Annotated in this window: 25 protein-coding genes; 15 read left to right on the top strand and 10 right to left on the bottom strand. The window is 32.1% G+C overall.

Features of this window, described 5'->3' with window-relative positions:
- Window positions 1-15 precede the first annotated feature (15 nt).
- Window positions 16-582, bottom strand: a complete 567-nt coding sequence (locus QM746_RS04765) for a DUF2892 domain-containing protein (protein ID WP_414983164.1) — start codon at window positions 580-582, stop codon at window positions 16-18.
- 62 nt (window positions 583-644) lie between these two features.
- Window positions 645-1,139 (bottom strand): dihydrofolate reductase, encoded by a 495-nt coding sequence (locus QM746_RS04760; RefSeq protein WP_414983163.1) that lies wholly within the window; start codon window positions 1,137-1,139, stop codon window positions 645-647.
- Window positions 1,140-1,220: 81 nt separating this feature from the next.
- On the opposite strand from QM746_RS04760, the gene QM746_RS04755 reads away from it, so the two are divergent.
- From QM746_RS04755 to QM746_RS04745, 3 genes are read left to right on the top strand one after another with little or no spacing between them, the layout of a single operon-like run.
- A complete protein-coding gene (locus tag QM746_RS04755) occupies window positions 1,221-1,835 on the top strand; it encodes a LemA family protein (protein WP_374361001.1) in 615 nt (204 codons plus the stop codon).
- Window positions 1,832-2,266: a TPM domain-containing protein gene (locus QM746_RS04750; protein WP_414985120.1), complete on the top strand. Its 435-nt coding sequence runs from the start codon at window positions 1,832-1,834 to the stop codon at window positions 2,264-2,266. The genes QM746_RS04755 and QM746_RS04750 overlap by 4 nt, the downstream gene beginning before the upstream one ends.
- Window positions 2,247-3,053 (top strand): TPM domain-containing protein, encoded by an 807-nt coding sequence (locus QM746_RS04745; RefSeq protein WP_414985119.1) that lies wholly within the window; start codon window positions 2,247-2,249, stop codon window positions 3,051-3,053. Before QM746_RS04750 ends, QM746_RS04745 begins: the two co-directional genes overlap by 20 nt.
- Window positions 3,054-3,166: 113 nt before the next feature.
- Here QM746_RS04745 and QM746_RS04740 read toward each other — a convergent pair whose 3' ends face one another.
- Entirely contained in the window at window positions 3,167-3,991 is an 825-nt protein-coding gene (locus QM746_RS04740) for a head GIN domain-containing protein (RefSeq protein WP_414983162.1), read from the bottom strand.
- Between the two features lie 155 nt (window positions 3,992-4,146).
- On the opposite strand from QM746_RS04740, the gene QM746_RS04735 reads away from it, so the two are divergent.
- The 7 genes from QM746_RS04735 to QM746_RS04705 all read left to right on the top strand — a co-directional run bounded on the left by QM746_RS04735 (window position 4,147) and on the right by QM746_RS04705 (window position 10,774).
- On the top strand, window positions 4,147-6,285 hold the full coding sequence (locus QM746_RS04735; RefSeq protein WP_414983161.1) for a M3 family metallopeptidase: 2,139 nt from the start codon (window positions 4,147-4,149) through the stop codon (window positions 6,283-6,285).
- Between the two features lie 77 nt (window positions 6,286-6,362).
- Window positions 6,363-6,632, top strand: a complete 270-nt coding sequence (locus QM746_RS04730; RefSeq protein ID WP_414983160.1) for a hypothetical protein — start codon at window positions 6,363-6,365, stop codon at window positions 6,630-6,632.
- A gap of 80 nt (window positions 6,633-6,712) precedes the next feature.
- Window positions 6,713-7,159 (top strand): DUF4442 domain-containing protein, encoded by a 447-nt coding sequence (locus tag QM746_RS04725; RefSeq protein WP_414983159.1) that lies wholly within the window; start codon window positions 6,713-6,715, stop codon window positions 7,157-7,159.
- Window positions 7,160-7,228: 69 nt separating this feature from the next.
- Window positions 7,229-7,882 carry a ComF family protein gene (locus tag QM746_RS04720; protein WP_414983158.1) on the top strand — a complete coding sequence of 218 codons (654 nt, stop codon included), beginning with the start codon at window positions 7,229-7,231 and terminating at the stop codon, window positions 7,880-7,882.
- 126 nt (window positions 7,883-8,008) lie between these two features.
- On the top strand, window positions 8,009-8,518 hold the full coding sequence (locus tag QM746_RS04715) for a YceI family protein (protein ID WP_414983157.1): 510 nt from the start codon (window positions 8,009-8,011) through the stop codon (window positions 8,516-8,518).
- Between the two features lie 68 nt (window positions 8,519-8,586).
- A complete protein-coding gene (ygiD, locus tag QM746_RS04710) occupies window positions 8,587-9,414 on the top strand; it encodes a 4,5-DOPA dioxygenase extradiol (RefSeq protein WP_414983156.1) in 828 nt (275 codons plus the stop codon).
- Window positions 9,415-9,607: 193 nt separating this feature from the next.
- A complete protein-coding gene (locus tag QM746_RS04705; RefSeq protein ID WP_414983155.1) occupies window positions 9,608-10,774 on the top strand; it encodes a carboxypeptidase-like regulatory domain-containing protein in 1,167 nt (388 codons plus the stop codon).
- A gap of 3 nt (window positions 10,775-10,777) precedes the next feature.
- Here the strand turns inward: QM746_RS04705 and QM746_RS04700 are convergent, their stop codons facing one another.
- Both QM746_RS04700 and QM746_RS04695 read right to left on the bottom strand, forming a co-directional pair.
- Window positions 10,778-11,359 carry a LytR/AlgR family response regulator transcription factor gene (locus tag QM746_RS04700; RefSeq protein WP_414983154.1) on the bottom strand — a complete coding sequence of 194 codons (582 nt, stop codon included), beginning with the start codon at window positions 11,357-11,359 and terminating at the stop codon, window positions 10,778-10,780.
- Window positions 11,319-11,846: an aldehyde dehydrogenase family protein gene (locus QM746_RS04695; protein WP_414983153.1), complete on the bottom strand. Its 528-nt coding sequence runs from the start codon at window positions 11,844-11,846 to the stop codon at window positions 11,319-11,321. Before QM746_RS04695 ends, QM746_RS04700 begins: the two co-directional genes overlap by 41 nt.
- Window positions 11,847-11,864: 18 nt before the next feature.
- Here QM746_RS04695 and QM746_RS04690 point away from each other — a divergent pair, with 18 nt between their 5' ends.
- Window positions 11,865-12,053 (top strand): hypothetical protein, encoded by a 189-nt coding sequence (locus QM746_RS04690; protein WP_414983152.1) that lies wholly within the window; start codon window positions 11,865-11,867, stop codon window positions 12,051-12,053.
- A gap of 41 nt (window positions 12,054-12,094) precedes the next feature.
- Here the strand turns inward: QM746_RS04690 and hutG are convergent, their stop codons facing one another.
- The 4 genes from hutG to QM746_RS04670 all read right to left on the bottom strand — a co-directional run bounded on the left by hutG (window position 12,095) and on the right by QM746_RS04670 (window position 16,009).
- The gene (gene hutG, locus QM746_RS04685; protein ID WP_414983151.1) at window positions 12,095-13,015 is read right to left on the bottom strand and encodes a formimidoylglutamase; all 921 of its coding nucleotides are present in this window, start codon (window positions 13,013-13,015) and stop codon (window positions 12,095-12,097) included.
- Window positions 13,016-13,065: 50 nt separating this feature from the next.
- The gene (locus QM746_RS04680) at window positions 13,066-13,377 is read right to left on the bottom strand and encodes a GIY-YIG nuclease family protein (protein ID WP_414983150.1); all 312 of its coding nucleotides are present in this window, start codon (window positions 13,375-13,377) and stop codon (window positions 13,066-13,068) included.
- Between the two features lie 154 nt (window positions 13,378-13,531).
- Complete coding sequence (hutI, locus tag QM746_RS04675; RefSeq protein ID WP_414983149.1) at window positions 13,532-14,770, bottom strand: imidazolonepropionase; 1,239 nt, start codon at window positions 14,768-14,770, stop codon at window positions 13,532-13,534.
- Between the two features lie 87 nt (window positions 14,771-14,857).
- Window positions 14,858-16,009: an MFS transporter gene (locus tag QM746_RS04670; RefSeq protein WP_414983148.1), complete on the bottom strand. Its 1,152-nt coding sequence runs from the start codon at window positions 16,007-16,009 to the stop codon at window positions 14,858-14,860.
- 148 nt (window positions 16,010-16,157) lie between these two features.
- Here QM746_RS04670 and ruvB point away from each other — a divergent pair, with 148 nt between their 5' ends.
- Genes ruvB through coaE form a run of 4 tightly spaced genes read left to right on the top strand, consistent with a single transcriptional unit; the run spans window position 16,158 to window position 19,866 of the window.
- The gene (ruvB, locus tag QM746_RS04665; RefSeq protein ID WP_414983147.1) at window positions 16,158-17,180 is read left to right on the top strand and encodes a Holliday junction branch migration DNA helicase RuvB; all 1,023 of its coding nucleotides are present in this window, start codon (window positions 16,158-16,160) and stop codon (window positions 17,178-17,180) included.
- A 34-nt stretch (window positions 17,181-17,214) separates the two neighbouring features.
- Window positions 17,215-18,288, top strand: a complete 1,074-nt coding sequence (locus QM746_RS04660; protein ID WP_414983146.1) for a WG repeat-containing protein — start codon at window positions 17,215-17,217, stop codon at window positions 18,286-18,288.
- A gap of 45 nt (window positions 18,289-18,333) precedes the next feature.
- Complete coding sequence (locus QM746_RS04655; RefSeq protein WP_414983145.1) at window positions 18,334-19,200, top strand: MBL fold metallo-hydrolase; 867 nt, start codon at window positions 18,334-18,336, stop codon at window positions 19,198-19,200.
- Between the two features lie 24 nt (window positions 19,201-19,224).
- Window positions 19,225-19,866 carry a dephospho-CoA kinase gene (gene coaE, locus QM746_RS04650; protein WP_414983144.1) on the top strand — a complete coding sequence of 214 codons (642 nt, stop codon included), beginning with the start codon at window positions 19,225-19,227 and terminating at the stop codon, window positions 19,864-19,866.
- 73 nt (window positions 19,867-19,939) lie between these two features.
- Here coaE and QM746_RS04645 read toward each other — a convergent pair whose 3' ends face one another.
- Window positions 19,940-21,199 carry a T9SS type A sorting domain-containing protein gene (locus QM746_RS04645; RefSeq protein ID WP_414983143.1) on the bottom strand — a complete coding sequence of 420 codons (1,260 nt, stop codon included), beginning with the start codon at window positions 21,197-21,199 and terminating at the stop codon, window positions 19,940-19,942.
- Window positions 21,200-21,268 lie beyond the last annotated feature (69 nt).

Genomic DNA, 21,268 nt, shown 5'->3' with positions numbered 1-21,268 from the left:
TGAAATAAATGTTTTTTAGAAAAATTTGCCTCTTTGTCTCATGTTAGGATTGTGCATGTGTTTTTGCATAGAAGGCATTTTCAATTGGTCTCTCATCATTTTTATTTGATCTGTCATCATGCCTGCAGAATCTAATTTTTTTGCTTCTTCTAGCAATCTTTGCGCCTCTGGTTTTCTACCTTTTTGCAAAGCTGCAGCAGCCAAATTAAGAGTAGCCATTGCTCTATCTTGTTTCATATTAAGACCATAATCTAAAGCTTTTCTCATTAGAGGTTCTACTTTTGAAGGATTATCTTGCGCCAAAGTAAGACCTTGCAAATAATGAAAATATCCGTACTGAAAACTGTGCAATTGTGTTTTATAATCTTTAATATAAGTTAACCATTGTCCAGCTTTTACGAAATTTTGTTTTCTCATCTGCCAAAAAGCCAACAGAATATATTCGTTTTTGAAGAACAACAAAATAGGAGTTAAAGAAAAAAACACCACTACAATTCCCCATCCAATCTGCCTGTTCATCATTAGATATACTCCAAAAGCTATCATGATAGCTGAAATTAAAAACTTTATGTATTTATTCATTATTAAAAATTAAGTGTGCAAATTTAGTGATAAATTAAAAATTGAAAGTTGAAATTTAAAAATTATTTTTCTAAAATTCTCTCAAATGTTTGAAAACTAAAATCAAACTGATTTTTTTCGTCTTTTTCGTGATGAATTTCATTGGTTTTCGTCCATTTTTTTTCATCAATTTTCGAAAAAAAAGTATCGGCTTCTAAAGTTGTATCAACCAAAGTAATTTCTAATTTATCTGCCAAATCTAAGGTCTGTTCGTATATATTTCCGCCTCCAATAATGTAAGCGTTTTCATCTATTTTTTTAGCAAATTTGATGGCTTCTTTTATACTTCCAACAATTAAAATCCCTTCTTCAAACCAATCGTTTTTTCTGCTAATTACGATATTGGTTCTGTTAGGAAGTGGTTTGCCAATACTCTCATACGTTTTTCTTCCCATTATGACAGGATGACCAGTTGTAAGTTCTTTGAAATGTTTTAAATCTTTAGGAAGATGCCAAAGCAACTGGTTATTTGCGCCAATTTCTCTGTTTTTTCCCATTGCTACTACTATTGTAATCATTTTTTCGAATATTTTACAAAATTAGCATAATAATTGTATATTTGGTTTAAAGAATTTTAATCAATTAAAAATAAAAAAACTATGAACAACAAAGGATGTTTCGGAATCGGAACCATTGGTTTAGTACTAATCGGCATTGTATTGGTTTTATTCTTCTGGGGGAAAGGAGTTTACAACACATTAGTAACCAAAGACCAAGATGTGCAGAGCAAATGGTCGAATATTGAAACTGTTTATCAAAAAAGAGCAAATCTAATTCCTGCATTAGAAAACACTGTTAAATCTTATGCTAAATTCGAAAAATCTACACTTACAGATGTAATTACGGCAAGATCCAAAGCTACTGCTATAAACATTGACCCAAGTAATATGACCGAAGCAGATTTGGCAAAATTCCAAGCAGCACAAGGAGAATTATCTGGTTCTTTAAGCAGATTAATGGCGGTGGTAGAAAGCTATCCAAACTTAAAAGCAGACCAACAATACATTAATTTCCAAAGAGAATATACTGCAATTGAAAACAGTATTAGAACAGAAACAGTGTATTATAATGATACGGCAAAAGATTTTAATACTTACAGAAAATCTTTTCCTAATAATATTTTCGCCAATTTTTTTGGAGATTTTAAAGACAAACCTTATTTCAAAGCAGATGCTGGCGCACAAAAAGCTCCTGAAGTTTTTAAAGAAGAATAATGAATCAATATCTTAACAACATACAAATGGCTTCCCTAGTGGAAGCCATTCAACAAGCCGAAGACTTTTCTACCGGCGAAATAAGATTGCATATTGATAAATCTACCGAAGAAAATAGCGCCAAAACAGCTTTTGAAATTTTCAAAAATCTTGGCATGGACAATACCAAAGAAAGAAATGCAGTGCTTTTTCATGTAAATTTCGAAAAAAAATACCTTACCATTATTGGAGATAAAGGCATTCACGAAAAAGTTCATCAAGAGTTTTGGGACAATTTACACGACAAAATTACCCTCGCTTTTTCCGAAGGAAAATACTTCGAAGGTTTGCGTAGTGCAATTTTAGAAACTGGCGTTGAGCTAAAAAAATTCTTTCCAATTAAAAACGGAGAAAATCCAAATGAATTATCCAATGAGATTACCTTCTCTTAAAATACTTTTTGCAAGTTTTTTAATGTGTATTTCTTTTATAGCAAATGCACAATACAAAATTCCTGAAAAACCAAACATTCTCTACCCTGTTTATGATGAAGCAGGAATTCTTTCTGAAGCAGAAAAACAAACACTTAACGAAAAACTCATCAAATTCGAAGACTCTACTTCTACCGAAATTGAAGTTGTTATTATCCCTTCTACCAAAGGTGAAGACGTAAACTTTCTTGCAACTCAATTTGGCGAAAAATGGGGAATTGGTAAGAAAAAAGTAGATAACGGCGTTGTTTTCCTAATTGCTGTAGAAGATCACACCATGTCCATTCAACAAGGAAGAGCTGTAGAACAATATCTTACAGCTTCTGTTGCTGGGCAAATATTAGATTATATGGTAACTCCTTATTTCAAAAAAGGAGAATTCTATAACGGAATAGACCATGGCACATCTGCTATAATAGATGCCGTAAAAGGAAAATTTAAACCCATTGCAAAATCTGCTCCAGACCATTCTGGCTTCTCTCCTGTTCAGGCTTTTCTAATTTTTGTAATTATTATGATTATCATTACGATTATCTCTAAAAACAATAATTCTGGCGGAGGCGGAAGATTTGACGATGACGACGACGTTACTCTTTCTAAAAGAGGAAGAAGAATATATCCTGGCGGATTTTTTCCATTTCCAACTGGTGGCGGTGGATTTGGAGGCGGAGGAAATTCTGGTGGCGGATTTGGAGGCTTCGGTGGAGGCGGAAGTTTTGGCGGAGGCGGTGCTTCTGGAGGATGGTAGAAAAAGCTGAAAGCTCTAAGTAGGAAGTTCCTTTGAAACTCAATAAAAATACAAAAGCAACCAAATAATTCGGTTGCTTTTTTAATTTAATATGAAAATTTAGAATGAATGTGTTACTTTAAATATACATCTCCTCCACTATTTTTATGGATTTGTGTTTGCTCTAGGTTTCCTTTTTTATAAACTGTAATTTCGCCAGAAGAATTAGCATTCGCGGTAAGACTTTTGCTTACGGAAGTAACAATATCACCACTGCTTGATGCAGATAAAATTGCATTTTCTACTATTAAATCTGTCGCTTTTAAATCTCCAGAAGAATTAGAATCCATTGTTGCGTTTTTAGCTTTTCCGAAAATATTAATATCACCAGAAGACGAAGCATAAGCACCCAAATTTACTGCCCAAATTTTTCCCGAAAAATCTCCGCTGCTATTGGTGTAAATTCTTAAATCGTTTGCTTCTAAATTAGCAACATCAATAGAAGCTGAACTAGAAATATAAACATCTACTTTATCTTGAGTAAAAGTATCTAATACTTTAATATCTGCACTAGAATCTGCATTTAATTGGTTAAAATCTTTTACATAAATTTTCGCTTTCACATTTTTTGTAGAAATATTGTTTCCAAAACCAGAATCTACGTATACTGCTAAAACCCCACCTTTTAGTGCTACTTTAATGTTATCCATAATATCCGACGGAGCAGAAATAACTACCTTTTCTGTATCAGATTTTATTACTTCGGCATCGATTGATGTAGAAACTTTTATCTGGTCTATATCTCCATCATAGGTTTTTTCTGTAATCACACCATTACCTTTATTCCCCGAGAAAAACTCCCAACCATCTTTTCCTTTTTCGCCATTCTCATTTTTCACTTTTACACAAGAGGTAAGTACAAAACTCATTGCTAACATGGTAATAACAGTAGTTTTCATAATTTTAATTTTATTTAATTAGACGATTTAATGATTCTTTTGTTACAAAAAATTACTTTTGAGTTATATTTTAAAAATTCCCACCTCAGACTTCCTACTCCTAACTTCCTACAAATTTTGTATCTTTAACCCAATATTATTACAACAATTGTACAATGAAAAACATTACATCTGTTATGTTGATTTCTACTTTAAGTCTCAACATTGCTTGTACCTCTATGAAAAATACAGAACCCCAACAAGAAACGATTGTAGATGCTACACTAGCTAACAATCCTTTTATGACGAAGAGCACTTTACAATATCAGGCTCCTGAATTTGACAAAATTAAAGACGAACATTTCAAACCCGCTTTTGATTACGGATTGAAACAAAATATTTCTGAGATTGAAAAAATTGCAGATAACGCAGAAGCTCCAACTTTCGAGAACACCGTTTTAGCATTAGAAAAAAGTGGCGAAGTTCTAAAAAGAGCTCAAATTGTATTTTATAATCTTACAGGTTCTAACACCAATCCAACACTTCAAAAAGTGGAGGAAGAATACGCTCCTATTTTTGCGGCTCATAATGATAAAATTTATTTAAATTCTAAACTTTTCAACAGAATTAAAGCTGTAAAAACGGATGGTTTAGATTCTGAAGACAAAAGATTGATAGAAGTTTACAAACAAAGATTCGAATTGGCTGGCGCTAATCTTACCGACGCTCAAAAAGAGCAAATGAAAGCCATCAATGCAGAATTGGCTACATTAGGAACTCAGTTTACCAGCAAACTTCTGGAAGCGAGAAAAAAAGGAGCTGTTTTAATAAATGATGTAAAAGAATTAGATGGACTTTCGGCTGATGAAATTGCAGCTGCAGCTACCGATGCTAAAAATGCTGGCTACGAAGGGAAATATCTTTTAACATTGTTGAATACAACTCAACAACCGATTTTACAAAATCTTAAAAACAGAGCTACCAGAGAAAAACTCTTCAAAGCATCTTGGTTTAGAGCAGAAAAAGGTGACGAAAACGACACTAGAGCCACATTAGAAAAAATGGCAAAACTAAGAATGGACAAAGCTCATCTTATGGGTAAATCTTCTTATGCAGAACTAAATCTGATGGACCAAATGGCTCAAAAACCAGAAAAAGCATTAGATTTATTAGCTCATTTAGCAACTCCAGCTGTTGCCCAAGCTAAAAAAGAAGCTTCTGACATTCAGAAATTGATAGACGAACAAAAAGGAGGTTTTTCTGTAGAACCTTGGGATTGGAATTTCTATTCAGAACAAGTGAGAAAAGCTAAATTCGATTTAGATGAAAACCAAATAAAACCATATTTCGAGGTAAGAACCGTTTTAGAAAAAGGAGTTTTCTTTGCCGCTGAAAAATTCTACGGAATTACTTTTAAAGTGAGAAAAGATTTGCCTGTTTATCATCCAGACGTAGTAGCTTACGAAGTTTTTGATAGAGACGGAAAATCGTTGGCAATTTATTACTTAGATTTCTACACCAGAAGCAACAAAAATGGTGGCGCTTGGATGAGTAATTTTGTAGAACAATCTTTCACTACCCATACAAAACCAGTAATTGTAAATGTTTTCAATTTTCAAAAACCAGCTCCTGGTAAACCTTCTTTAATTTCTTATGATGATGTTTCTACCATGTTTCATGAATTTGGACACACGCTTCACGGTTTGTTTGCCAACCAAAAATATACTACAATTTCTGGCACCAATGTTCCGAGAGATTTTGTAGAATTTCCTTCTCAAATTAATGAATTTTTTGCTTTAGAACCAGATGTTCTTAAAAACTATGCCATTCACTATGAAACCAAAGAACCTATGCCACAATCTTTGGTAGAAAAAATTAAAAACGCTGCAACCTTCAATCAAGGTTATGCTACTACAGAGTTGGTTTCTGCGGCTACTTTAGACATGGCTTGGCATTCTGTAACTTCAGAAAATCAATTTAAGCCAACTTTAGATTTTGAAAAAGAAGTTTTACAGAAATACGGATTTACACTTCCACAAGTTCCACCAAGATACCATTCTCCTTACTTTGCTCACATTTGGGGAGGAGGTTACTCTGCTGGTTATTATGCTTATATGTGGAGCGATGTACTGAATTCTGCTGCTTGGGATTGGATTAAAAACAACGGCGGAATGACCAGAGAAAATGGCGACCGCTTTAGAAAATATATTCTTTCTGTTGGTAATTCAGTTGATTTGAACCAAGCTTTCAGAGATTTTACAGGAAAAGACCCAGAAATTACTCCATTATTGAAAGACAAAGGATTTGTGAAATAGACAATTTGTGAATTTTATATAAACCACTGAATTTTTTCGTTGGTTTTTTCAAAAAACCTCATATTTATAATAAAAAAATGGATAAAAGAATAAAAAAAATAAGAGATGAGTTCATAATTGGAATAATTAATGAATTTAAAGATACTGACAGATCTAAAACATATAATGAATGTTACAAATATGTCAATGAATTAAGTAAATTACATATTAATGATTTTATAAATACATTAAATGAAGCAGAAAAAACATTTATAAAAGACAATAATTATAAAATATTATCTCCTTTAAAAGATATAAATACATTTGTAATGTTTCTGAATAATAAAAGTATATCATTTAATCAATAATCAAACATTTACTCAAATAAAACTATTCATTTCATACAAATTTATATTGTAGGAAAATGTAATTTTTTTAGATTTGTGAAATGAATAAAACTCAATTTCACTTATATCTTTTTACACAAATCCCAATTTCTTGGTTGGCTGGTGTTCGTCTAAAAAATTTGGATGATGAAACTTGTGTCACAACGGTAAAATTCGGTTGGCTTAATCAGAATCCTTTTAAATCTATGTTTTGGGCGGTCCAAGGGATGGCAGCAGAATTTTCTACAGGTTTTCTTTGTTCTGAAAAAATTAGAAAATCTGGTAAAAAAATATCGATGTTGGTTGTAAAAAACGAAGCCGAATTCACAAAAAAAGCAGTAGGAAGAATTACTTTTTCTTGCAATCAAGGCAAAGAATTAGATGCTGTTATTCAAAAAGCCATAGAAACAGGAACTGGACAAACACTTACGATGTATTCTGAAGGCAAAGACAAAAAAGGAGATTTGGTTTCTAAATTTGCTTTTACTTGGAGTTTCAAGGTAAAATAAATTTACATTTTTAATTTTATAATTAAAAAAAACGCTATTTTAGTTCTATAAAACTAAAAATCAGCTTCTATGCTTCTGGATTTGCTCTTCCCGAACAGATGTTTACATTGCAATCAAATTATTTCTAAAGATGATTTGGTTTGTGAAATATGTTTTTCACATATTAACTTTTTGCATTATAATTTTTCCGAAGAAAATGAACTAAAAAACCGTTGTAAACTTCTTTTCCCGATAGAAAATGCTTTTGCATTGATGCAATTTGAAGAAGAAGCATTGAGCAGAAAAATTATTCATCAACTCAAATACCGTTCCCAAGAAAAAGTAGGCGAAATTTTAGCCAATTGGACAATAGAAAAATTACGATTTGACACAAACAAACCAGACGTGTTAGTTACGGTTCCGCTTCATCCCAAAAAATTAAAAAAACGTGGTTATAACCAATTGCATCTTTTTGCAGATACACTTTCCAAAAATTGGGACATTCCACATAACAAAGAATTTTTAAAAAGAAATACATACCAAAAAGCTCAGGCTACCAAAGATAAATCTCATCGTTTAGAAACGCAATATAACTTTTCTACCACCGAAAACATGGATGGAAAACACTTTCTGCTGATAGACGATGTTTTCACCACAGGAAATACAATGAACGCAATTGCTTGGGAAATTCTAAAAAATAAAAACAACAAAATAAGCATTCTGGTAATGGCTTATGATGGTTAATTTTAAAAAATCAATAAAAAAACAATTCATTTTCTAGGAAAATTAATTTCTTATCTTACATCAATGCACAGAGGTTCATAACAAGGCTAAATTTGCACCATAATAATTAAAAAAAAACAAAATATTATGGCAACAAAATGGAACCTAGACCCAACACACAGTGAAATTACTTTCAAAGTAAGACACATGATGATTTCTAACGTAAAAGGAGCTTTCAATGCTTTTTCTGCAGAAATTGAAGCAGAAGACGATTCTTTCAAAAATGCTAAAGTTAGCGCTTCTGTTGATACTGCTTCTGTAGATACTAACAATGCAGACAGAGATGCACACTTAAAAAGCGCAGATTTCTTCAACGCAGAGCAATTTCCTACAATTACTTTTGAAAGTACTGGTTTAGCAGACGATATTACGGGTAATCTTACCATTAATGGAATTACAAAACCTATCGAATTAGAAGTAGAATTTGGAGGAATTAACGTTGACCCTTGGGGAAACACAAAAGCTGGTTTTACTTTCGAAGGAAAAATTAAAAGAGGTGATTTTGGTTTAAACTGGAATGCAGCTCTAGAAACTGGCGGAGTTTTGGTTTCAGACGATGTAAAAATCGCTGGAGAATTACAGTTTGTAAAAGCATAAAAATAAATGTAAGATGCTAAGATTGATTAAAAAACATCTTGCATCTTCTTATAAAACACAAAAAAATTATGAACCTTAACGATTTACAAAATATTTCAGACCAGTTTACCAAAACCGAAAGAATGCCGGTTTTGTTTCTAGGGCACGGTTCTCCGATGAATGCTATAGAAGAAAATCAGTTTGTGCGAGGATTTAGAGAAGTTTCAAAAAAAATTCCTACTCCTAATGCAATTCTGTGTATCTCTGCACATTGGTTTACCAAAGGAACATTTGTAACATCGGGAGAAATCCAAAAGACAATTCATGATTTTTATGGTTTTCCGCCAGAGCTTTTTGCCGTACAATATCCTGCAAAAGGAAACCCAGAATTAGCGAAAGAAACGGTAGAACTACTCTCTCCAAATCCTATTATAGAAACAGACAGTTGGGGTTTAGACCACGGTGCATGGAGCGTTATAAGACACCTCTATCCCGAAGCGAATATCCCTGTAATACAGATGAGTATAGATTATACAAAATCTGCACAATATCATTTTGAACTTGCCGAAAAATTATCAAAACTAAGAGATAAAGGCATTCTTATTATTGGCAGCGGAAATATTATTCATAATCTTAGATTAATAGATTGGAGAAACATCAATACCGTAGGCGCAGGTTGGGATTGGGCAATAGAAGCCAGAGCAAAGACTAACGAGTGGATTTTGGATGGGAATTATCAAAATTTAATCAATTTTGAAAAACAAGGAACTGCTCTACAAAATGCAGTGCCTACTCCAGACCATTATTTACCTTTAATATATACTCTTGGGCTAAAAAAGAAAACTGAAGAAATTTCGCTTTTTAATGATGAATTAATTGGTGGAAGCTTGAGTATGACGAGTGTAAGAATTGGTTGATTTAGAAAAATAAATGAAACATACATAGACTAATCACTTACCACTCAAACGTAATGCTGAAAAGTGTAAACTCGTAGAGTTTATGCTTTTGGCATTATACTTATTTATATAATTTGTTGTTCAAATCTTGCAGATTTTTTTTCTGCGAGATTTTTTTATGTATCTTTATCACTAAATTTTTAGTAATAAAAAAATGAAAAACATTTTATCCCTAATTTTAATGCTTCTTTACGGATTTTCATTTGGTCAAATCATCAATGGAAACGTAGAAACAGAAAACGGAAATCCTATTTCTAACGTAAATGTATACATTGACGGAAGTAAAATAGCAACACTTTCCACTGCAGACGGAAGTTTTACTATTGATATTCAAAATCAAAAAAACGGCACTTTGGTTTTTCAAAAAGACACTTACGAAAGTAAATCTATCGCCATCAATACTTTAATTGGCAAGAAAATAAAAGTAGTACTCAATAAATTTAAAGAAATAGACGAAATTGTTCTAATTCCTTACACCGAAGAAGCTTACAGAACTTACATAAGATATTTTCTAGAAGAATTTCTCGGTTTCGACCAAGAAAATGTGAAGATAAAAAACCAAAGAACTTTAAAATTTTCTTACGACAAAAAGAACAAAATTCTAAAAGTAAAAGCTCCAAAAACACTCATTATTACCAATAAAAATCTAGGCTACGAAATACAATATAATCTCATTTCTTTCGAAACTGATTTTAATAATCATTCTGTTTCTTATGCTGGCTCTTCGTTTTTTAAAGAAATTTCTCAAAAAAATATTGTCAAAGAAAACAGAATGGATGCCTATTCAGGCAGTTTGATGCACTTTTTAAGAAGTGTTTACCAAAAAAACACTGCACAAGAAGGTTTTATAGTGAATCACATTGTAAAAATTCCCAATCAAAATTATCCTACCGAAGAAGAACTCTCTAGATTAGACGATTACAGAAAATTTCTGAAAACAAATCCTACCATGAAACTTCCAGATGACATTATGAAAATTTCTCATCGAAAAAACAACGAAAAACCATACTTATTGGCTTTAATAAAATCTAAAATTGGTGAAGAAATCTATACAAAAACTCTTTCTGGAAATGTTTTTATAGACTTCAAAGATATACTACAAGTCAATTTTAAAAAATATTTCTACAATATAAAAAAGGATAAAATTGTAAAATCTGAAACCTCTACCAATAAAAGTTCTTATCTGTATCCCGAAAAAGATATTTTCGAAGTTTATCCAGACGGAAACTGCTCTAATCCTACAGAACTTTTGGCACAAGGCTACTTTTCCGAACAAAAAATTGGTAAATTATTACCTTTAGATTACAAAATGGGAGATTAAAATTTACTTCCTAATTAAATTTATTTTTTCCAAAAGAATTTCGTAACTATCTGTATTAAAGGGGATTTCCATCCCATTACAAAGAGTAATATTTCCACCATTGGATTTGGTAATAGAAATTACGTGTTTAAAATTCACCAGATAAGACTTGTGCACTCTTATTAGACTTTCGTAATCTGTTAAACTTTCTTCAAACATTTTCAGATTCTTACTTGCCAATATTTTTTTCCCTTCGGTAAGATGAATTTCCGAATATGCACCTTCTGCTTTTATGTAAATAATATTTTCAGGATTAATGAGTTCAATCCCGTTATTCATAGGAATTCCTATTTTTTTGTCGCAGGAAATAGTATTTCTTCCAAGATTGGTATTAAGTAAATTAATTTTTTGAGTATTAATTTTATTGTAACGTTCAACCGCGGCAACTAATTCTGAAGGATTTATCGGTTTCAAAAGATAATCTACCGCCGAAAGTTTAAAGGCTTTGATGGCATATTCCTGATAAGCGGTGGTAAAAATAATTCCAAAATTCAAATCTTTTTCATCAAAAAAATCGAGAATTTCCAAGCCAGAATGTCCAGGCATTTCTATATCTAAGAAAACATTCAGGAAAACCTGCTTCCTCGATAATCTCTTGCAAAGTATCTCCACTTTTTAAGCAAATTGATGCGTGGTTCAAAATAACTGTATTACCAGCAAGTATCGCAGGAACTGCAAATCTAATGGCTCGCCAAAAGGGAAAATTCCAAGGCATAACACCCAAAATTGCACCTAAAGGTTCGTGATGAACTTCTGAAATTTGAAATTCTGTGTGTATTTTTTCTGGTTTTAACACATTTTCTGCAACTGCATAATAATCGCAAAGTGTAGCACATTTCTCTATTTCTGCAACAGATTTAGAAATGGGTTTCTTCATTTCTTGGGTAATAATTTTACCAAATTTTTGCTTTCTTGCACTTAAAATTTCTGATAGTTTAGCGAAATATTTTTGTCTTTCTTCAAACGGAATATTTTTCCATTTTTTGAAGGATTGTTGAGTTTTTTGTAATTTATTTTGAATGGATTCTTTCATAATTTTTGATTAAAAAAAGTGTACAAAGATATTGTACAAAATCCTAAACGTGGTTTTGCCAAAGATAAAAATTTTAAATGCTTATCATTTAAAAAAGTGAAAAGAAAGTCTCTCCAAATTTCTAGCCCTGATTGCAGTGGAAATCCTTTTTTGGTGACTGATCTTGCCGAAGTTACCAAAAAAGATTGCAACGAAAAGCAGGACTGAAAGTGGAAGAAGCACAAATTTTATTGCTTCTCAATTTTTAATTAAACTGAAAACCATTCATTCACCAAACTGGCTGCCAATCTGGCGGTTCTTTCCGCAATGTCAAACTCTGGATTTACCTCTGCAACATCTAAAGCAATAAGTTTTTCTGACTTTAAAATATGACGGTAAAAAAGCAGAAAAGTAGCGTCTGCAAAAATGCCGTTATAAGCCGTAGCCGAAACTCCAGGCGCAATTGACGCGTTGAAAACATCCACACAAATGGTGAGATAAAGATAATCTACCGAAGAAATAAGTTCGTCTATTTTTTGATATATTTTAGGAAGATTTTCGAAGAAAATTTCGTCTGCCAAAATGTATTTCATCCCGAATTGATGGGCTGTATCAAACAATTTTAAGGTGTTAGAATTTCGTTGAATCCCGATGTGCAAAGAATAGATTTTTCCTTCTTGTGCAATTTGCCAAAAACCAGTTCCTGAACTTGCTCCTACACCATTTTCAGGCTCTCTGTTATCAAAATGTGCATCGATATTAATAATGCCTATTTTTTGGTTTGGAAATGCTTTTTTGATGCCTGAATAATGTGCAAAAGTAACTTCGTGACCGCCTCCCAAAACGATAGATTTTGCGTTTTTTTGAAGAATTATTGAAACTTTTTCGGCAAGATTTTCTTGAGTTTTTTCTAAATTTTGGTCTTCGCAAGTGATATTCCTAAAATCAAATAATTTAAAATCTGGAGAAACCACTGGGAAATTGCTCATGTTTTTTCTAATGATGTCTGGAGCTTTTGCAGCACCAATTCTTCCTTTGTTTCTTCTAACGCCTTCATCTACCGCAAAACCGTGTATAACAAAGTTGTTCGGCGAGATATTTCCATAGTTTTCTGAAATTTTTACTCTTTGAAAAATCCTGTGATGAAGCGGAGAATCTCCGTCGTTTCGTCCTTGCCAGATGTTTAACATTTATTATAAATTATGCGTTATTATGTCATGCTGAAAGCATCTCTACAAAGTTATTCAAATAAATGATTTAGAAATTCCATATTTGGGTTTGAGTTTCTAATTAAATCTAATTTAATATTTCTCTTCATTAATTTGATTTCTTTTTCTCTTTCAATTGCTTGATGAATCCAACCATATTTTTCGTAATATACAAGAAATTCAACATTATATTTTGCGGTAAAACTACTTAGATTTTTCTTTGTTTTATGTTCAAAAAGTCTTCTGTGAAGATCATTTGTAACACCAGTATATAACACCGTCCTATTTTTATTTGTTAAAATATAAGTGTAAAAAGTGTAAATTCCTTCAGAAAATCCTTCCATAATTTTAAATTTTTGTTAACAAGACAAAGTGAACGCTACTAATAAAACACAAAGTTTGTCTTCCTGAAAGGAACTAAATTCATTTTGTTTATTTTTTTTAATCTTTATATTGATGCCTTCAGCATGACAAAGTGTACGAAAAATTTGCTTAAAATTAAACAATTTTTTTCCCGTCAATATACACTTCACTTGTCACTAAACTTCCTTGGTTATACAAAATATTCTGAAAATTATCGGTTTCATAAACTACAAAATCGGCTTTCATTCCTTTTTTTAAAATTCCTCTATCTGTTAAATTTAAAGCTTTCGCTGCTCGAAAAGTGATTCCTGCTAAAACTTCTGCGGTGGTTAATTTCTGAAAAGTTGCTAAAATGGAAGCTTGTGCAATGAGATTTCCCATTGGAGCAGAACCCGGATTCCAATCGCTTGCAATAGCGAGAATTCCGTTTTTATCTAAAATTTTTCTTGCAGGAGCAAAAGGTTCTCCCAATCCTAAACTCGCACCTGGAAGTGCAACTGCAACCGTTTCAGATTTTGCTAAAAATGCTATATCTTCGTCAATCATAGCTTCTAAATGGTCTGCAGAAAAAGCATTTACCTCAACAGCAATTCTAGAACTTCCAGATGTAAATTGGTCTGCATGAACGGTGATTTCAAAACCCATTTTTTTGGCTTTTTCTAAAAATTTCCTACTTTCTTCAGGTTGAAATGCAGATTTTTCTATGAAAATATCTACTCTTTTGGCTAAATTTTCTTCTTTAACTCTTGGCAGAATTTCATCTAAAATATATTGTAAATATTCTTCGGAAGTTCCTTCAAAATCTTTCGGTTTTAGATGAGCCGAAAGACAAGTTGGGACAATTGTAGCTTTCGATTTTCCTTGAGCTTTTTTAATTACTCGAAGCATTTTTAATTCGCTTTCTACATTCAATCCATAACCAGATTTTATTTCGATAGTGGTAATTCCGAGTGAAATTAATTGATTAATTCGTTGTAAAAGAGTTTCTAAGAGTTCTTCTTCTGAAGCATTTCTGGTATGTTGAACGCTACTCCAAATTCCGCCACCTTTTTCTGCAATTTCGAGGTACGTTTTGCCAGCGTTTCGCATCGCAAAATCATTAGCCCTGTTCCCTCCAAAGCAAATATGAGTGTGGCAATCTACAAATGCGGGAAGAACAACCGAGGTGGAGAATTGGAGAGTTGGAGAGTTAGAGAGAGCCTGCTTCACTTTGCTCGCAATAACATCGTAGCTTCCTACTTCTTCTATTCTGTTTTCGTTGTTGATTAAAATTCCACCGTTTTCGATGATTTCTAGTTGTTCATCAGAAATTTTTCCTCGTAAAGGAAGATTATTCAACGTTACAATTTGTTTGAAGGGTCCAATTAATTTCACAGAAAAATGATTTTTGTAAAATTAAGAAAATTTGATTCTTCGCTCAAGAATTATATTGACAAAACGAAAAGTTTTATTTTGAAGATTTTAATCTCTATTTTTCAAATGATTGAAAACCATTTTAGAAAGCGGAATAAACATTAAACCTCCTACAATAAAGGTAATAAATGCTCTTTGCAAACCAAATGCGTGAGCCAAATAACCAATAATTGGAGGCCCGAGAAACATCCCAATGGTAGAATAGGTACTTACAATTGAAATTACAATTCCTACAGAATATTTTTTGGCTCTTCCTGCAAGAATATAAGTCATAGGATACAACCCAGAAACCCCAAATCCTACCATACAAAAACCTATAAGTGCTGGCCAGAAATATGGAAAAATAATTGCCATAGAAACTCCTAAAACTATAAGAACAGAGCCTAAAATATACAATTTTTGCATCCCAAAATGTTCCATCATTTTATCAATAGTTAATCTAGAAATGGTCATAGAAATCATAAAAAGTAAATATCCAAACGTAAAAACTTTTTCATTTACAATTTCTTTAAAATAAACGCCATTCCAGTCGTACATTCCTCCTTCGCAAATCGCTGCAAAGAAAACAATGAAGCCTAAAAGTGAAATATATTTACTCGGTTTTCCTAATTTAAAACCTCCTCCACTTCTAGATTTATCATCCCTCAACAAATGTGGAAAGGCAAAAAGAACCATCAAAATTCCAAAAATTGCAACCATTAAAAGATGCCATTCTATAGAAATTTTGAATTTAATCATAATTGTAGAAAAAAGTACGCCCAAAATACCGCCAATACTCCAAATTCCATGAAAACTGCCTACAATTTTTTTCTCGAATTTTTCTTGAATTGAAATAGATTGTGTATTGATGGAAATATTAATCACTCTTAATGAAATAGAAAATACCACCAAAGAAGCAACAATAAACCAAATTGATGGTGCAAAACCAACTGAAAGCAAAGACAACAAAAAAGTAAAACTAGCCACTTGAAGCGGAATTCGACTATCAAATTTTGAAACCAACCAACCAGAAAGTGGAATTCCTATCACAGCACTTGCAGGCATTACCATTAACAAATTCCCTAAAGAATCTTCATTAAGGTTAAAATTATCTTTTATAGTAGGAATTCTAGAAGCCCAAGAAGAAAAGCAAATTCCCGAAAGAAGGAAATATGCAGAAAGGGCGATTCTTTGTTTTTGTCTCGTTTCTAATACACTCATTTCGAGTGCAAAATTACGGCAATCTATTCTAAAACACCGAATCTTTTCTTATCAAATTGTTATTTTAAATCTTCTTTTTCTAGATTTTACTCTAAATCTTACCTCTATCTGAGTACAATTTTTTCTATCTTTGGATAAATTAAAAAAAATGCCCGATTTTCTTCACGCCGATAAAGACAATTTTTCTGATGACGAACTGATGCAGGAAGAAAAAATTCGTCCGCAGAGTTTCCGAGATTTTGCCGGACAAAGAAAAACTTTGGATAATCTGGAAGTTTTTGTGGCAGCCGCCAAAAACCGAGGTTCTGCTTTAGACCACGTTTTGTTGCACGGCCCGCCAGGCTTAGGAAAAACTACGTTGGCTCATATCATTGCTAATGAATTGGGGGTTGGCTGCAAAGTAACTTCTGGTCCCGTTTTGGATAAACCTGGAAGTTTAGCAGGATTGCTTACCAATTTAGAAGAAAACGATGTGCTTTTTATTGATGAAATCCACAGGCTTTCGCCAGTTGTGGAAGAATATTTGTATTCGGCAATGGAAGATTACAAAATCGACATTATGCTGGAAACAGGTCCTAATGCACGTTCGGTACAAATTAGTCTCAACCCTTTTACTTTGGTTGGAGCAACTACAAGAAGCGGAATGCTTACGAAACCAATGTTGGCAAGATTCGGAATTCAAAGCAGATTAGAATATTATACCATTGAACTTTTGGGAATGATTATCGAGAGAAGTTCTAGAGTTTTGGGCGTTCCTATCTACGAAGATGCAGCGCTCGAAATTGCAAGAAGAAGCCGAGGAACACCCAGAATTGCAAATGCACTTTTGCGCAGAGTTCGAGATTTTGCAGAAATAAAAGGCAATGGTGAAATTGAAATTGAAATCACAAAATTTGCATTAAATTCTTTAAACGTAGATGAATTTGGTCTCGATGATATGGACAACAAAATTATGCGAGTAATGATTGAAAATTTCAAAGGAAAACCTGTAGGAATTTCTGCTTTGGCAACTTCCATTGGCGAAAATCCCGAAACGATTGAAGAAGTTTATGAACCGTTTTTAATACAAGAAGGTTTTATCATCAGAACTCCCCGAGGAAGAGAAGTTACAGAAAAAGCTTATAAGCATTTGGGGATTTTGAGGTCAAAAAATACTGGGGAATTATTTTAGATTGAGGTTAAGACTTAGATTAAGGTAAAAAATTATGAAAAATGTAGTTCAATTATTTTTTGTTTTGTTTTATATTTTTTCTTTTTCTCAAGAAGATACAAATTGGTATGGTTTCTATAATTCTGACTCTACTAAAATTGGATATAAAGATTCTAGAGGCAATATAAAAATAGAACCAAAATTTGAATTTACAATGACTAATTTTAAAATTTTCAAAGATGTAGTCATTGTCTGGGAATATGCCCCAAATTATAGTGGAGAAAAATATTATCTAAATAAATTAGGTAATAAGTTTGGAAAAGATAGCATTTATGTCTCTGATTTTTCATTTGCAGAAGAATCTGAAGGTAAAATAAAATTTAGAGACTATAAAACTGACAAAGTAGGTTTTTTTGACAAAAACGGCAAAGTTGTAATACCCGCAAATTATAATGACGCTGGAGATTTTCATAATGGTTTAGCAATGGTTATAAAGAATGGAGTAAGAAAATGCTGGAGAGAAGATAACGGAGAACAACCAGAATATCCAAATTGTGAACATTGGTCTTGGGAAGGAAAAACGATGATGATTAATTCTAAAAATCAAGAACTTTTTGAAATTCCTAAACAAAAAAATTACTCTTATTCTGTTGATTATACAAATTTTAAACTCAACGAAAATGTTGATTCTGATGTATATACTTCTTATAACGGAAATGATGGGAATACCTATTCCTTCTACAGTTCTAAGAAGGATTACAAAAAATGGTTTGAAACCAAATTTTTACCAGATTTCAAAACAAATGGAAAAATTTTAGAAAAATATTTTAACAATAGTATTGAATTACATATTAAAGAAAGTTCAGTAATCATTGATAAAAAAGATTTTCTAACAAAAGGTTTTGATAAAAAAATCAATAAACTTCTTGAAGATTATATCAAAAACAAATATAGTATTGATTATTTTAATGAAAATATTTTTAATGAAGATTCTAGAGAAATTTCTATTGACCTACGATTAACTTCTATAATAAAAAATAAAGACATTAGAAGTGCCACAAACTTCAATCAAATAAGTGTCATTTTCAAGAAAATTGGAGATTCATTTTACATTATTTCTACACCTTAAATTCTCAAAATTTTACTTAAATTAGCACAAAATCACTTTTAAAATATGAAATTATATCCTATACAATGCGGAAAATTCAAACTTGATGGTGGCGCCATGTTTGGCGTCGTCCCGAAATCGCTTTGGCAAAGAACCAATCCTGCTGACGAAAAAAATTTGATAGAATTAGGAACTCGCTCTCTTTTGGTAGAAGATGGCAAAAAACTTATTTTGATAGATTGCGGTCTCGGAAACAAACAAGACGAAAAATTTTTCGGGCATTATTCGCTTTGGGGAGATGATTCTTTAGATAAAAATTTGGCAAAATTTGGTTTTGTGCGAGACGACATTACCGATGTTTTCCTTACACATCTTCATTTCGACCATTGTGGTGGTGCTATTGAGTGGAATGATGACAAAACAGGTTATAGACCCGCTTTTAAGAATGCACATTTTTGGACCAACGAAAACCATTGGAAATGGGCTACAGAACCCAACCCGAGGGAAAAAGCAAGTTTTCTGAAAGAAAACATTTTCCCGATTGAAGAAAGCGGACAATTGCAATTTTTGCCATTGCCAACAACTGGAAATTATGGTTTTGCTCCTGAATTAAAAATGGATGTAATTTTCGTGGACGGACATACCGAAAAACAGATGCTTCCGGTAATTCAATATCAAGAAAAAACGATTGTCTTTGCAGCAGATTTAATTCCTACAGCTGGGCATATTTCGCAAGTTTATGTGATGGGATATGATACCAGACCGCTTCTTACGATGGAAGAAAAAGGAAAATTCTTAAAACAATGTGTGGATAATGAGTACTTGCTGTTCTTCGAACACGATGCTCATAATGAATTGGCAAGCCTTAAAATGACTGAAAAAGGCGTGAAATTAGACGAAACGTTTAGCTTTAATGATGTTTTTGGATATTAGTTGTTGTTGATAGAAAATAAAAGTATGGAAACCCAAAATAGCAAACCAACAACCAATAACCAACAACCAACACCTAAAATTATTGGAATTACAGGTGGAATTGGCAGTGGAAAATCTACGGTTTCTAAATACATAGAAGAATTGGGATTTCCTGTTTATAATTCGGATTATTGGGCGAAAGAATTGGTGAATTTTGATGAAAGTTTAAAATTTAAAATCATTAATTTGCTCGGCGAAAATTCTTACGATGAAAACGGCACCTATAACAGAGCTTACGTTGCTTCTATTATTTTTGAAAACGAAGATTTGTTGCACGAACTCAACAAAATTATTCATCCTGCAGTAAGAGAGCATTTCGAAAATTGGGTAAAAGCTCAGCATTCTGAATTTGTTTTTAAAGAAACGGCTCTTTTATTTGAATTAAAATTAAACGAACAGTGCTATCAATCTATTTTGGTAACTGCTGATGATAATATCCGAATAAAACGTGTGATGGATAGAGATAAAAAAACGTATCGAGAAATTGAAGCCATTATGCAAAAACAAATGTCCGAAAAAGATAAAATAAAGAAAGCAGATTTTATTATTGAAAATAATTCGGACCTTGAAACTTTAAAATCTTATGCCAAACAAGTAATTTCGGAGCTTCAAAATATGAATTTATAATTTCTAAACGCTATAAAAAATAAAACCTTGAGAAAAATTCTCAAGGTTTTTTGTAGGTATGTAGATTTAATTTTTACTTTTTGATGAATTTATCAGATTTTAATAAAGTACTATTACTATAAACTCTGACAAAGTATAAACCAGAAGGTAAAAATTTTATATCTATTTTTTCTTGAGATTGAATTTTAGATTTTGATAAAACCAGTTTCCCACTATTGTCAAATATTTCAATCCCATCAAAATTTGCTAATGGAGATGAAACTGAAATATATTGTGAAGACGGATTAGGATAAAGCACAATTTTTGATATTTTTTCTGAATCAAAGACACTAAGAGTTGTACAAGCATTAGAATTAAGTAATGATGCCCTAGGTCCTGCCAATGTATTTTGAGCTATATTTTTTTGCCCTAAAGTAAAAAAAGCCATATTAATATCATCTACATAATCCATGTAATTCATAAACATTGCTCCACTAGGATAAGCAGTTACATCACAAACATTATCAAAATTTGGAAAAACGGGAGTTCCATAATAAGGATTATCAGTTCCTGGTGTATCTTGCACCCCATCATCATTATTAGAATTCCCACAAATACTTCCATCTTCCCCCCAAGGATGATTCAATCCAAAATAATGTCCAATCTCATGAGTAGCAGTTCTACCTTTATTATATGGTGCAGTTGCTGTGCCAATAGTTCCAAAATATTTATACCCAATGCACAATCCATCAAAATAATAACCATTTGAATCAGTTGCATCAACTGCATCTGGAAGATATGCCCACCCTAATAAAGTTGTATCAGTAAATTCACCAATCCATATATTTAAATATTTAGTAGTATCCCAAGCTAAATCTCCTTGTGGCTTGTAATAATCATCATCAAAAACAAAAGATGATGGAATAGATTTTCTAATAATTCCAGTTGTTGCGTTTCCGTTTGGATCTTTCGTAGCCAAACAAAATGCTATTTCAAAGTCGGCTCCATAAGATTGAAAAGCAGCTGGTACAACAGTAGAAAAATCTGAATTCAATTTTCTAAAATCATTATTAAGAACCGTAAGTTGAGACTGTATTTGTGCATCTGAAATATTTTGTATAGAATTTTTATAAAGAACATGTACTACAACAGGAATTGTAATTACAGATGTCACCTTACTTTGCCTTTTTAAATTCCTAGAAGTCTCTAAAAACTTTCTAAGCTCTTTAGAGTATTCCACTTTATCAGGATTAGCTTTAAAAAAATTATTCATCTTTTGAGGAGTTCCACAGGTTCTTTGAGCTAAAGATATTTGAAATAATAACAAAATAACAATTAATAAATATTTTTTCATATTTTTTTCTTTTGCTTTAATAAAATAATTAAATCTATACAAAACTACAATTTATTATTTATTCTAATA

The sequence above is a fragment of the Cloacibacterium sp. genome, assembly GCF_047601505.1.
In the GTDB taxonomy this organism is placed as follows: domain Bacteria; phylum Bacteroidota; class Bacteroidia; order Flavobacteriales; family Weeksellaceae; genus Cloacibacterium.
Note: the sequence above shows the minus strand (reverse complement) of the source record. Positions and strands in the feature narration are given on the sequence as shown.